Here is a 13,066-nt window from a genome sequence, read left to right as displayed (position 1 = left end):
CTAGGCAATGAAAGAAAATAATTATTTCTGGAAAACCAGCAGTGGGGCGCTTGCTCTGCTGCTGGTTTTACCTATCTTAGCGATATTTTTTACCGCAGTTGGTGAAACAGACCAACTCTTCTCTCACTTGATGTCTACAGTGATGGCCACTTACACCTATAATACGGTGGTGCTGGTTGTTGGTGTGATGCTGCTTTCCCTTCTATTTGGTATCCCGTGTGCGTGGTTGATGGCGATGTGTCGTTTACCAAGCGAGCGTATTTTGCAATGGGCTCTGGTGCTACCGCTGGCAATGCCTGCTTATATCGTCGGTTATATTTTTACTGATTGGTTTGATTTTGCAGGCCCGATTCAAATTGCATTGCGAGATGTGATGGGCTGGCAAGCTGGGGATTATTGGTTCCCTGATATTCGTACCTTGGGCGGCGCGATTATTGTGTTGGCATTAGTCCTTTACCCATACGTTTATCTGCTGTGTCGAGCAGCCTTTATGGAACAAAATGTTTCTTTGTTGCAATCGGCTCGACTACTTAAATGTTCCCCTTGGCAGAGCTTTTACCGTATTTCATTACCTTTAGTCCGTCCTGCGATCGCCGTTGGTTTGTCGCTGGTGGCGATGGAAACCATTGGTGATTTTGGTACGGTGAGCTATTTTGCTGTGAATACGCTTACTACCGCGGTTTACGATACTTGGCTCGGCTATTCTAGCTTAACGGCTGCAGCAAAAATCTCGGTGATCATGCTGGTATTTGTGATTCTGTTGTTGTCGCTAGAGCGCTACAGCCGCCGTAAACAAAAATTGTTTCAGAGCCAATTTAGCAGCCGTGAAGACTTCCGTTATGAACTGCGTGGTTGGAAAAAATGGCTCGCACTTATTTGGTGTTGGGGCTTGGTGGCTGTCGCCTTTATCTTCCCGCTAGGGCAGTTGTGCCTCTATGCTTATAAATATTTTGCCCAAAGCTGGACGCCAGAATTTCAACAATACGCGCTCAATAGTTTGTATGTTTCATTAAGTGCGGCGGTGATTGGTGTGCTGATCGCATTAGTGGTCAATTTCTATCATCGTCTGAGTGCCAGTCGTACTTCAGTGCTGTTTATGCGCCTCTCTTCTTTAGGTTATGCAGTGCCAGGCACGGTATTGGCCATTGGTGTTATGGTGCCGGTGATCTTTATGGATCATGCGGTCAATGACTTAGCGAAAGCGATGGAATGGGGCCGCCCGGGATTGATTTTCTCTGGCTCGATGTTTGCGATTATTTTTGCGTTAGTGGTGCGTTTTTCTGCGGTCGCAATTGGCAGTATTGAAAGTAGTTTGAGTAAGGTATCTCCTTCACTTGATATGGCCTCTCGTACCATGGGCTGCAATCCCAATACTATGTTATTGAAGGTGCATGTGCCCTTGATTCGTCGTGGTGCGTTGATTGCAGCATTGTTGGTATTTATTGAGTCAATGAAGGAGCTCAATGCCTCGCTATTACTGCGTCCATTTAATTTTGAAACACTGGCGACTTATGTTTTCAACTATGCGTCAGATGAGCATCTAGAGCTGGCAGCAATGCCGGCGGTGATTCTTGTTCTGGTTGGCCTTGTGCCATTGGTATTGATTAATCGTTCTTTAGAGCAGGTACATTGATGAGCTGTGCACTTTCCATTAATAATCTCACTTGCAAATACGATGAGCAGACAACGATTTTAAAAGAGCTCTCTCTTGAAGTTGAGCAGGGGGAGATTATCTGCTTACTGGGCGCGAGTGGCTGTGGTAAAACGACTTTGCTCAAAGCGATTGCTGGCTTGCTTCCTCTAAGCTCTGGGTCGATGACGTTAAACTGTATGACCATTGACGATGGTGAGAATTGGCTGCCGCCAGAGCAACGTAATATTGGGATGATCTTCCAAGATTATGCGTTATTTCCTCACCTTACCGTTGAGCAAAACGTGGCCTTTGGCCTCCGCGATTTAAGCAATGATGAAAAACGCAGCATTGTGGCTGATATGTTGGAGTTAGTGCACCTTACTGGCTTTGGCGAGCGTTATCCGCACCAGCTTTCTGGTGGTCAGCAGCAGCGTGTCGCGATTGCTCGTTCATTGGCGTATAACCCAGACTTATTGCTGCTCGATGAACCATTTTCCAATATTGATACTCAAGTTCGTCATGAACTGATTGGTGAAATTAGGAAAATCTTCAAGCAGCAAGGCGTGACAGCCATTTTTGTTACTCACAGCCGTGAAGAGGCTTTTGCCTTTGCCGATAAAATGGCGGTGATGAATCACGGCGTGATTGAACAGTATGGTACGGCAACGGAGTTGTACTATCAGCCATCGAGCAAGTTTGTCGCTGATTTTCTGGGCGGCGGAAGTTACTTAACGGCGCAACGCGTATCCGAATTTGAATATCAAACTGAGCTTGGTTTGATTGAAGCGACGGCGCAAAGAGAGATTGAGTTACAAGCACAATGTGAGTTGCTACTGCGTCCGCAATATATTCAAATCAGCGCGGTGGAAGAGAGCAGTGTAGTCGTGATGGAGCAGCAATTTATGGGCGATCACTGTCGCTATGTGATTAATGCCTACGGAAATCGCTTGCTAGCGAGCGCTTCTGAGCCATTAGAAATCGGTCAGCCTGTTTCGGTTAAGGTTGAAACTCAAGGTATTTTAGCTTTTTAGCTAAGAGAGATTCGCTGGCCACCGTTAAGATAGGTAGTACAAGCAACGCGCAATAAAGAGGTGAAGTTACCGACTTCGCCTCTTTTTTCTATCACTTCATTGTAAATACGCGTTAAAAACTCAGCCACGCTAATGTCAGATTCGCTGGCGATGTCTTCAATGACCTTCCAAAAAACTGCTTCCAATCGCACGCTCGTGACGACGCCGTCAATGCGTACTGACTTTGATTTTAAGGCGAACAGCTCGACTTCTGCACCAGAGTAGATCTCACACATATTAAGCACCTCCTTTGCTTAGGAGTGATTAGCATAATCGATTGATAAGAAATCACAGTAACCCTTTGGTCTAAGCAAAGATCAAAGGGTTATCGTATTAGGCTAATTGCTGGTTGAATTGAGCAAGCCATGCTGGATGTGCTGGCCACGCAGGTGCAGTTACAAACTGACCAGAGGTGACTGCTTGATCCATTTCTAGTGCCACGTAGGTCGCGCCAGCTAACTCAACTTCAGGCTGACAAGCTGGGTAAGCCGAAATCTGTTGCCCTTCAATAATGTTTGCCGCGGTGAGCAATTGCGCACCGTGGCAAATCGCCGCGATCGGCTTATTATCTTGGTAGAAAGCTTGAACTAAGATAATGACTTCAGGATTGAGTCTCAAGTACTCAGGGGCGCGGCCGCCGGGGATCAGCAAGGCATCATACTGAGTTGAATGTACCATGTGAAAGTTGTGATTGAGGGTGAAGTTATGGCCAACTTTTTCGGTGTAAGTTTGATCCCCTTCAAAGTCATGAATGGCCGTTTTTATTTGCTCACCTTTGAGTTTTTCTGGGCAAACGACATCGACGTGATGACCCAACATTTGTAGCGCCTGAAAAGGCACCATTAACTCGTAATCTTCAACAAAATCGCCTGCAATGATCAGTACTTTAGCCATGAGAACTTATTCCTTGTGTAGTGGAATGGCCAAATTAACAACTTATTTACAATTGGTGGTAATAAGGGATTACTACATCGAGTGATTAGAGAGCAGAAAAAAGCCCAGCGAATGCTGGGCAATGCTCTCACCTATAGGGTGTTGAGATACTTGGTAAACTGTTAGAGCTGTAAGAACTCTTTTACCTGCTGTACCACACGCTCTGCAGTTTCTTTGTCTGCCATTTCAGCAAAGATACGCAGTAGTGGCTCGGTACCAGAGAAACGAGCGATAACCCAGCCGCCATTCTTAAAGTACACTTTAGCTCCGTCTTCGTAGCTGACCTTTTCGATGTCAAAATCGAATTCAGGAAGTTGCTTGTCGACGTAAATTTTGCTGTATAGCGCATCTCGGTGTGCAGGTTTAAATTTGCAGTCACCTTCAGCGGTATAGGCATAGCCGTATTTCGCGTAGATTTCATCGAGCAGTTCAGAAATCTTTTTGCCCGTCACAGAGATCATTTCTACCAAGAGGCTTGAGGCGAATACGCCATCTTTGCCTTTGATGTGACCACGAATCGTTAAACCACCAGAACTTTCACCACCGATAAGCGAATCATCGGCTTCCATTTGTGAGCTAATGTGCTTAAAGCCTACTGGAACCTCAAAGCTCTTTTCGCCGTGATCAGCGGCAATCTTGTCCAAGATATGCGTGGTCGCGATGTTACGTACTACAGAGCCTTTCCAGCCTTTGTATTCAAGCATGTAGTAGTAAAGTAGCATCAGTACTTCATTTGGATGAATAAAGTGACCTTTTTCATCGATGATACCCAGACGGTCAGCATCGCCATCGGTACCGATACCGATGTCGTAGCCTTCATGAGCGACGATGTGCATCAGGCGGTAAAGCGTGGCTGCACTTGGTGATGGCATCAAGCCACCAAAGTCTGGGTTCTTACCGTCATTGATTACGTCGACTTCACAACGACCATTGATCAAAACGGTTTGTAGGGCATTTTTAGCCACACCAAACATTGGATCGATCAGTACGCGCAGATTGGCTTTTTTGATCGCTTCGATGTCGATAAAGTTAATGATTGAATCAACAAACGCGTTCATTGGATTGATGATTTCAATCAGTTGGTCAGCCTGAGCTTGTTCAAAATCGACACTTTTTACTTGGTCAGCGGTTAGAGTCGAAATCTGCTGTTCCACTTTTTGTGTGATGACTTCATCTGCATCACGGCCACCTTCAATGAAGATTTTAATCCCATTGTAGTCAGCCGGGTTGTGCGAAGCGGTAATACAAGCAGAGTAAGCACAGTTGCGCTCTTTTGCTTCAAACATCACGATAGGGGTTGGAACAAACTTGTCGATGAAGCTGACTTTAATGTTATTAGCGGCAAGAACTTCAGAGAACCAACATGCTGCTTTGTCAGACAAGAAACGACGGTCATAACCGATGATAAAACCGCGTTCAGCGACGTTTTCATCGTTAATAATATTAGAGAGTGCTTGGGCAACAAGACGAACGTTGTCTTTGGTAAATTCTTCACCAATGAAGGCGCGCCAGCCGCCTGTACCAAATTGGATCATGGGATATTCCTTAGGAAAGAGGGCAGCAGCATGACTGCTGCCCATCAGATTAGCCTAGTGTTACGATAACTTCGTTTACTGAGCCTTCCGCTTGAACCGGTACAGCTGTACCCGTGATTTGCTCACCATTTAGCGTAATAGATTTCACGCCTTTGCTGACTGAATCTGGGTTAACAACTTGGATGTTGTACGTTGCACCTAGCCATTGACGAGTCACTTCAAATCCAGGCCAGTTGGTCGGGATACATGGATCGATGGTTAGGCCATCAAAACCGGTACGAACACCAAGAATAAAGTTAGTCACAGCGAAGTAAGCCCAACCAGACGTACCCGTTAGCCATGGGTGGTTTGCACGACCGTGGTCTTGGTGGTCACGACCCATGATGAACTGAACGTATGAGTATGGTTCTGCATAACGTTTTTCAATCATGTCGTTTTGGTTGTATGGGTTTAGTGCATCGTAGAACTTCATTGCACGGTCACCACGACCTAGTTTTGCTTCCGCAACCCATGCCCATGGGTTTGGATGCGAGAAGATAGCGCCATTCTCTTTTACGCCTTGGTAAACGCGAGTCACAAAACCGATGTCATCATTTGGCGTTGCAAATGATGGTGAGTTTAGATGTAGACCGTATTCAGAGAATAGGTTCTCATCAACTGCATCCATCGCTTTCTCACCGCGCTCTTGAGAAACCGCACCAGATAGTACTGCTAGCGTGTTTGACTCAAGGTGTACACGGCCTTCCGCTTGTTGCGCAGTACCGATCTTGTCACCATTCTTAGTCAAACCACGGATGTACCAGCCGCCTTCGTTATCCCACAGGTGCGTTTCACACGCTTCACGAACGTTAGCCGCCATGATGGTGTATTTTTCCACGTCTTCGTTCTTACCTAGGAATTTCGCTAGGTCGATGAACTCTTGTAGTGCCCAGAAGTGGAGGAATGACACCATTGAAGACTCACCACCGCCTAGGTTTAGACAGTCGTTCCAGTCTGCGCGTAGGCCTTTACAGATACCCGTTTGACCAACGTATTCAGCAGAGAAGTCCAGTGCCGCTTTCATGTGATCGTAGACAGTTGCAACGCCGCCATCTGCGTAAGGGATCATTTCATTGAAGAAGCTGTGCTCACCAGTTTCCATCACGTACTTACAGATAGTCGGAACTAGCCATAGGTGGTCATCAGAACAGGTATCTTCGATACCGTGGATCTTGTCATCATCTGATGGAGTAGGGACTACCGTTGGTGATTTAGATGGAGCAACATCTGCTTTCTCTGGATCGAACCAATCAGGATCGAATAGGTGCAGACCGTAACCCGCTTTTACTTGGCCGCGCAGTAGATCAACCAAACGCTTACGCGTCATCGCAGGGTTGGCATGTGGAACCGAGATTGCGTCCTGCGCAGTATCACGGTAACCCAAGCCAGTACGGCCGCCCACTTCGATAAATGAAGCAAAGCGAGACCAAACCACACACGTTTCAGCTTGGTATAGAGTCCATGCGTTAATCATGGTATCTAGACCTTCGTTAGGCGACTTCACTTGGAATTTCGCACAGCGCTCATCCCAGTGCGCTTTGATGCCAGCAAATGCGTTATCTACTTCAGCAAGGTTTTGGTATTTCGCACGTAGACGCTCACCGTTGCCTTTACCGATACCAAGGATGTAAGCAAAGCGAACTTCTTGGCCTGGTTGAATAACAAATTGCTTGTGTAGAGAACCACAGTGGTTGTAACAGGTTTGCGCTGTGTTGAAACACTTACCTTGTTCTACGGCTAGTGGGTTTGCTTCGTCGCGGTACGCGCCTAGGAAGCTATCACGTTGACCGTCATATGAATCTGGATCAAACGTTGAAGCTAGGTAGTAGAAACCTTCGAAATCATTGGTGTTGTAGTAAAGATCGTATTCGATCACGCCATCATTGTAAGACGTACCCGCAGAGTACAAAGACATCTGGTGGTTTTGATTGTCAGATTGGATATGGCTGAAAGAGAACTCAACAAAAGAGAAAGCACTGATAGTACGTGGTTTATCTGACGTGTTTTTGATCACAACATCCCAAACTTCCGCATCTTCGCCTTTAGGAACGAATAGCGTTTTAGTTGCTTCAATGCCGTTGTAATCACACTTGAATTTCGAGTAAGACAGGCCGTGACGAACTTCGTAGCTCGCTTCGTCTAGACTTTTCGCTACTGGCTGCCATGAGATTGACCAGTAATCGCCAGTCTCGTCATCACGCAAGTAAACGTAGTGTCCTGGGCGATCGAATGTCGCGTTTGGACGGAATTTTGTCACACGATTGTACTCTGGAGAGTTGTAGAAAGAGTAACCGCCAGCATTGTGTGAGATAACAGTACAGAATTTTTCTGTACCTAGGTAGTTCGTCCATGGTGCAGGCACGTCAGGGCGAGTAATGACATATTCGCGATTGTCGTTATCGAAATAGCCGTATTTCATCTTAATTTCCTTTTTACCAAGAGCCACTCTTAGGTGGTTAAAATTTTAAGCTAGAGAAAACAACTAACATTGTTATGTGTTAGCTTGTTGTTTTTATTTCCACGGTTGGCGGTATTCGACACCCTGTTTATCCAGTAGGGGGAGATGACCTTTCAATCGAGATAAATAGTCTTGCCAGTTGCGTTGTGGCTTATCCGTCCAGCAGGCTTCTGCCATCGCGGTTAAGCGCGGGAAAATCATGTAATCCATGCGCTGTTGATGGGTGACAATTTCACACCACAAAGCACACTGAATACCGAGAATTCGTTTACGAATCGGATCGTTGTCTGGGACTTCTTTTAAAGGCTCATAACGGTAAGCACTTTCCAGAGGAATGGTGCTGGCCCAATCGACGCCGGGTTCATCCGGAGAGTAGTCTTGCGTCATATCTAAATAGGTGTATTGCGCCGGTTGCAAAATGACATCAAAACCTTGGCTGGCACAGTTGAGTGCAGCTTCTTCGCTGAGCCAAGAATAAATAATGGTGTCTTTGCTGACCTTGTTACCATGTTGTGCTTCTTCCCAGCCAACCATGCGTTTACCGAGCGTTTGTAGGCGTTTTTCCGCGTAGCGCAGTAGGTGGCCTTGCAACTCTTTGCTGCTCTGGTAACCGTGGTTTTCCATCAATACGCGGCAGCTTGGGCTATTGACCCATACTCCGTCCGGCACTTCATCCGCACCAATGTGAACCCAAGGTGATGGGAACAACTCGGCAACTTCAGTGAGCACGGTATCAAGGAACTCATAGGTGCCTGGTAACGCTGGTGACAGAACGTTGTCGGTATAATGCTGAATGCTGCGGTAGACCGATTGGTCTTGGTCATCTTTCAATAGATGAGGCAACGCCTTGAGAGCCGCACGGCAGTGGCCTGGAATATCAATTTCAGGAATGACGGTAATGCCACGCTCTGATGCATAGACAATCACATCACGAATTTCCTCTTGGCTATAAAAACCACCATGGACACCGTTTAATGTACTGAACTGGGGCTCTAAAGCGGTACCTGGGCCACGAATCGAGCCGATTTCCGTCAACTCAGGGTAAGCTTTGATTTCAATTCGCCAACCTTCATCATCGGTCAGATGCCAATGAAAATGGTTAAATTTGTAGTGAGCCAAATGATTAATTAAGCGTTTTACTCGTTCAACAGAATGAAAGTGACGCGCACAATCGAGCATCATGCCGCGATAGCGGAAACGTGGAGCATCAGTAATCTTGATGTATGGTACTTTGAGCGTATTGGCTTGTTCCGTGGTTTCAATTAACTGAAGCAAAGTGGCGCTGGCGTGTACAAAGCCTGCTGCTGAACCCGATTCAAGGCGAATTCCATTGCTGCTGACAGTTAGCGTGTACTCACCTTCATCTAGCGTTGGGTTGTTGCGAAATAGAATATCGCTATGACCAATCGGATGCGTTTTAAAGCTATACAGCGACTCTAATTCGACTTGTAGCCATGTCGCGGCTTTCTCAGCAAGGTTGGCTTGCAAAGTGATTTGACTATTTGGCGACAGTAAATAGTGACCATCCATGTGAACGATGTTATTTGGCTTTGGAATTAGAGCAAATTTGCTCGCCTCAACATCTGGCACTGAACTGCGGTCACGGTAAGGTGACGCAAGGGAAATTGGCGTGACAACGACAGGGTGCGACACCTTGCCATCTTGTTCTACCAGCAACGCATCTTTGAAGCCATCGGTGTAAAAACGCAGTGGCGCTGTGGTGATGCTGAATTCGCAATAGTAGTGTGTGTTGGCAGTAAGCACATTGACTTCAGGCGTGACTGTACAAAAACTACCAATTTGCTTCACGTCGCCGTGGGTAAAGCTGTCAGGCAAAATGTAGCGGTCGATAATAAATTGCAGTTTCCAATCGACCAAATCTTGGTCTGACAGGTTATGTAACGTTAGACCAAAGCGGCAAAACTGTTTTTGCTCGGCAAGTACGGTCAGGTCAACGCGATAGCTCATATCTACAAATCCTTAATACAGATTATGCTCTGGCTTGCCAGCAAACATAATTGCGCCTTCAATCGCATCGAATTGAGGGGCGACGATCCATTGTTGAACAGGGGGGGAAAGCCAATCTTGAATGCGTTCCGCTATGCTGCCCATTAGACAAATGCGCGTTGCGCCTTGCTTGTTCAATGCAATGAGGAACATCTCGATATCCGCTGCAGTTTGCTTAAGCATCGAAATGGCCAGAGGGTCACCTTGGTAGGCGTGTTCAAAAATAGCAGGAGAAAATTGACCGTAGTCTTTTGGTATCGCCCCTTTTGACCATTCCACAATGGCATCAACATCATTATCGAAGTGGCGCAAAACGTGACTAGCAAGTGGGGTTTTTTCGACGATGCCATCGTAAGCCAACAGCACCTGTTGAATCAGACGAAGGCCCATGACTGCGCCACCACCTTGGTCTGAAATCGGAAATTCACGACCGCCAACCACATGTTGCTCGCCACCTTTTAGGTAGATACCACATGAGCCAGTGCCACCAATCATGATGGCGCCATCGTCACCGTTATGCGCACCAATACAAGCGCCATAAGCATCCGTATTAAGTGTCATTGAAGCAAAGGGGTGCGCTTGTGCCATGAATTGTTGCCATGATGCTTTGTGCTCTGCGCCAGCGAGTGCTAAACCAATGTGCATGTTGGCGAAATCTTTGTCGTCCAGTCCACCTTGCTTAGCGGCTGAAGTAATGGCATCGATAATGGCTGCCATCGCAACTTCTGCGCCAAGCATGATGTTAGCGCTGCCACTTTTGGCTTCACCAATTAATGTGTTGTGCTCATCACGAATACGTGCGCGGCAAGAAGTGCCGCCGCCATCGATACCGACATGGTATAGCGTCATGTTACTAATCCTTTATGCTGTCAAAATGGTCGAATTGACAGATGATGGCGAGTAAATACCAAGCTCCGTGAGGAATCCATTGCTCACCCCATCGCCAGTTTTGCAACATATCATCTTTCTGTTTGGCTGGATTAAAGGCGATGTCTTCCTCGTCCTCAAAACCGCCTGTAATCCCATTGCAAACGCCACCCTTGGCGTTGAAGAAACCTAAATGAGGCAAATAGTCAGGATTATTGTGGCCGTAACCATCGAGCATGCACATGTTGTATGGGTTTTGACCCACGACCCAGTTGAGGGCATTTTGTGCAAATTCAATTAACTGTTTTTGTTGCGCGGCATCTTGGGCATAGTTTTTCGCTAGGAAAGCCATAGTCGCTAAAGAGCCGAGACGCGCGTTTTCACCCTGCCACCAGTAGCCAGTTTCATTGTCGTGAGCGACGAAGAAAGCCGCACGCTTTTCATCATTGACAGGTTTAACATATTGGCGTGGGTAACCAAATGGGTTCGCCACTTGGTGAGAAATCGTTAGTTCAAAGTTGATCGCTTGTGCGACGATTTTTTCAATGCCTTGTTTTAAGGCCGGGTCATTTTCAAACGCAAGATATTCGCATAGCGCGATCACCGGTAAGCCGGCTTCCGCTGCATGGAAATAAGGGCGTGAACCATCTTGGTTGGCAGACCAGTAATGCTTGATGTTGTCATCTGACATTTGACGCTCAGCAAGGCGCTGTGCCCAAATGCGGCTTTCAGCAAGAAAATCATTATTTTGAGTGGAGCGATACAGCTCGACAGTCGCTAATAATGCGCAGTACTCATCAATGATGTTCTCTTCACCATCATTGAGGTACTGGCTGTTCATTTCTTTAAGGTGCCAATAGCCTTTTTCTGCCGCCTGTAAATATTCTTGAGCGGTGTAATCACCCTCAACGTTAAGACGAGCTGCGGCAGCAAGTGCAGCAATCGAAATACCGCCACCTTGTCTAAAGCCTGCTTGGTAATCTTCTGACTTATGGCCTTGCTGAGTGGCATAAGCGCAGATCTCACGTTGGTTGATATCTTTAGACCATTTATCAAAGACGGTCATGTAGAAGAAACCTTGCGGGTTTTGCATTCTCATCAAAAAGTCTGCACCGAATAGGGCTTCTTCTGCTAAGCGAACACGTGAGTATTGGGCAAATTTTTCATTGTCACCTACAAGCTCTAACCCTTTTAGCATATTCCAAACCACCATTGGGGTTTGTTGAGGGTTAAAGTAGTTTGCGTAAGATAAGTGGCTTAGGTACTTACTTACATCACCAGATGCATCATACCAACCGCCATGAGCGTCGATGGTTTCATCGCTGCCAAGAATACGAGCTTGCTTATCTTGTTTATCAAAAATACCACCGCAGCGCTGAGATTTGAAATAATGCAGTACGTCAGAGAAGGTCTGCTGCATCAGCACGCCCTGGCCAATTTCGAATACTTCTGAGCGAATATTGTCAAAGCGTAAGTAATAGCTACCTGGAGTTTGGAAGTCTGAAAAATCAATGCGGAAAAAATTCCCTTGGTGCCACTTCGCGACTTTGCTGCCCTTTTGGACATGCAAAGTTGCAACTGTTTGATGGCTATCAGCGCACACCAGCAAGGCAGTGGTAGTAGACTGGCGCGTCTTTTTTGTCATCAAAACAGCCTGCTTAGGCCCAAGGGATTCATAACCAATATGGTTAGTAATTAGCAGCATTGATATCTCCGCAAAAAATTCTTAATGACTTCAATTAAATTATGAGAGCCAAGAGAACAGGTCCCTTGGCTCTTTCGTGCTTAGTCTTCGAAAAGGTAACAACGCACAAAGTGGTTTTCAGAAAGTTGCGTCACGCCTGGTAGACGCTCACGACATTTCTCAGTTACATGAGTACAACGGCCTGCGAAAGGACAGCCGACAGAGTTTGGCGTCCAAAGTGGAATTTCACCTTTGTTGCCTTTTAGCTCTGTATGGATTGACTTGCTTGGATCTGGCACGGCAGAAACCAGCAATTGAGTATACGGGTGTTGAGGATCATGGATGATCTCTTCCGTATCGCCCCATTCAACCATGTGTCCGACATACATAACCGCAATGTCTTCCGCAATGTAACGCGCTGTTGCGATATCGTGCGTGATGTAAAGTAGAGACATTTCCTTCTCAAACTTCATCTCTTCCATTAGGTTAAGTACGCCGGCACGAATTGAAACGTCGAGCATTGATGTTGGTTCATCCGCTAGAACAACTTCTGCACCAACCGCAATGTTACGTGCTAGGTTGACACGTTGACGTTGACCACCTGAAAGCTGATGCGGGTATTTTTCCGCCGTTTCTTTTGGTGGGATCAAGCCAACTTGCTCTAGCAAATCGTAAACACGCTCTTCCAATTCCTTCTTGTTACCTGGGTTGACCTTTTTATGGATCAACAGTGGTCGAGCAATGTGGTGGAAAATATTGTGCGTTGGGTTTAGCGAGCCAAACGGGTCTTGCCAAACCATTTGTACGCCTTCACGGTAGTGCATCAAATCGGATTTAGAG

10 protein-coding genes are annotated in these 13,066 nt (G+C 46.5%); 2 read left to right on the top strand and 8 right to left on the bottom strand.

The window, feature by feature from the left end:
- Nucleotides 1–7 precede the first annotated feature (7 nt).
- Both RH86_RS06785 and RH86_RS06780 read left to right on the top strand, forming a co-directional pair.
- Nucleotides 8–1,633, top strand: a complete 1,626-nt coding sequence (locus tag RH86_RS06785; protein WP_005593222.1) for an ABC transporter permease — start codon at nt 8–10, stop codon at nt 1,631–1,633.
- Nucleotides 1,633–2,664 carry an ABC transporter ATP-binding protein gene (locus RH86_RS06780; protein WP_005593223.1) on the top strand — a complete coding sequence of 344 codons (1,032 nt, stop codon included), beginning with the start codon at nt 1,633–1,635 and terminating at the stop codon, nt 2,662–2,664. Before RH86_RS06785 ends, RH86_RS06780 begins: the two co-directional genes overlap by 1 nt.
- Here the strand turns inward: RH86_RS06780 and RH86_RS06775 are convergent.
- The 8 genes from RH86_RS06775 to RH86_RS06740 all read right to left on the bottom strand — a co-directional run.
- Nucleotides 2,661–2,939, bottom strand: coding sequence for a ribbon-helix-helix domain-containing protein (locus RH86_RS06775; RefSeq protein WP_005593224.1), 279 nt, complete (start codon nt 2,937–2,939; stop codon nt 2,661–2,663). The two genes, RH86_RS06780 and RH86_RS06775, sit on opposite strands and share 4 nt — an antisense overlap.
- Nucleotides 2,940–3,036: 97 nt before the next feature.
- Nucleotides 3,037–3,597 carry a DJ-1/PfpI family protein gene (locus tag RH86_RS06770; RefSeq protein ID WP_009385679.1) on the bottom strand — a complete coding sequence of 187 codons (561 nt, stop codon included), beginning with the start codon at nt 3,595–3,597 and terminating at the stop codon, nt 3,037–3,039.
- Nucleotides 3,598–3,758: 161 nt separating this feature from the next.
- On the bottom strand, nt 3,759–5,171 hold the full coding sequence (locus RH86_RS06765; RefSeq protein ID WP_009385678.1) for a phosphoglucomutase/phosphomannomutase family protein: 1,413 nt from the start codon (nt 5,169–5,171) through the stop codon (nt 3,759–3,761).
- A 49-nt stretch (nt 5,172–5,220) separates the two neighbouring features.
- A complete protein-coding gene (locus tag RH86_RS06760) occupies nt 5,221–7,629 on the bottom strand; it encodes a GH36-type glycosyl hydrolase domain-containing protein (protein ID WP_009385677.1) in 2,409 nt (802 codons plus the stop codon).
- A gap of 93 nt (nt 7,630–7,722) precedes the next feature.
- The gene (locus RH86_RS06755) at nt 7,723–9,636 is read right to left on the bottom strand and encodes a beta-N-acetylhexosaminidase (RefSeq protein ID WP_009385676.1); all 1,914 of its coding nucleotides are present in this window, start codon (nt 9,634–9,636) and stop codon (nt 7,723–7,725) included.
- 12 nt (nt 9,637–9,648) lie between these two features.
- The gene (locus RH86_RS06750) at nt 9,649–10,524 is read right to left on the bottom strand and encodes an N-acetylglucosamine kinase (RefSeq protein WP_009385675.1); all 876 of its coding nucleotides are present in this window, start codon (nt 10,522–10,524) and stop codon (nt 9,649–9,651) included.
- 4 nt (nt 10,525–10,528) lie between these two features.
- Nucleotides 10,529–12,247 carry a glycoside hydrolase family 9 protein gene (locus tag RH86_RS06745; RefSeq protein ID WP_009385674.1) on the bottom strand — a complete coding sequence of 573 codons (1,719 nt, stop codon included), beginning with the start codon at nt 12,245–12,247 and terminating at the stop codon, nt 10,529–10,531.
- Between the two features lie 80 nt (nt 12,248–12,327).
- Nucleotides 12,328–13,066 (bottom strand): ABC transporter ATP-binding protein (locus RH86_RS06740; RefSeq protein ID WP_009385673.1); only part of this gene is annotated, 739 nt, incomplete at its 5' end.

Origin of the sequence: Vibrio sp. N418 (assembly GCF_000222565.1) — a bacterium.
Taxonomy (GTDB): Bacteria; Pseudomonadota; Gammaproteobacteria; order Enterobacterales; family Vibrionaceae; genus Vibrio; species Vibrio scophthalmi.
This window is presented reverse-complemented; position numbering and strand designations above follow the sequence as displayed.

Coding starts and splice junctions, on each gene's coding strand:
- RH86_RS06765 (WP_009385678.1), bottom strand. CDS start 5,171: ATGATCCAATTTGGTACAGGCGGCTGGCGCGCCTTCATTGGTGAAGAA.
- RH86_RS06755 (WP_009385676.1), bottom strand. CDS start 9,636: ATGAGCTATCGCGTTGACCTGACCGTACTTGCCGAGCAAAAACAGTTT.
- RH86_RS06780 (WP_005593223.1), top strand. CDS start 1,633: ATGAGCTGTGCACTTTCCATTAATAATCTCACTTGCAAATACGATGAG.
- RH86_RS06775 (WP_005593224.1), bottom strand. CDS start 2,939: ATGTGTGAGATCTACTCTGGTGCAGAAGTCGAGCTGTTCGCCTTAAAA.
- RH86_RS06750 (WP_009385675.1), bottom strand. CDS start 10,524: ATGACGCTATACCATGTCGGTATCGATGGCGGCGGCACTTCTTGCCGC.
- RH86_RS06785 (WP_005593222.1), top strand. CDS start 8: ATGAAAGAAAATAATTATTTCTGGAAAACCAGCAGTGGGGCGCTTGCT.
- RH86_RS06770 (WP_009385679.1), bottom strand. CDS start 3,597: ATGGCTAAAGTACTGATCATTGCAGGCGATTTTGTTGAAGATTACGAG.
- RH86_RS06760 (WP_009385677.1), bottom strand. CDS start 7,629: ATGAAATACGGCTATTTCGATAACGACAATCGCGAATATGTCATTACT.
- RH86_RS06745 (WP_009385674.1), bottom strand. CDS start 12,247: ATGCTGCTAATTACTAACCATATTGGTTATGAATCCCTTGGGCCTAAG.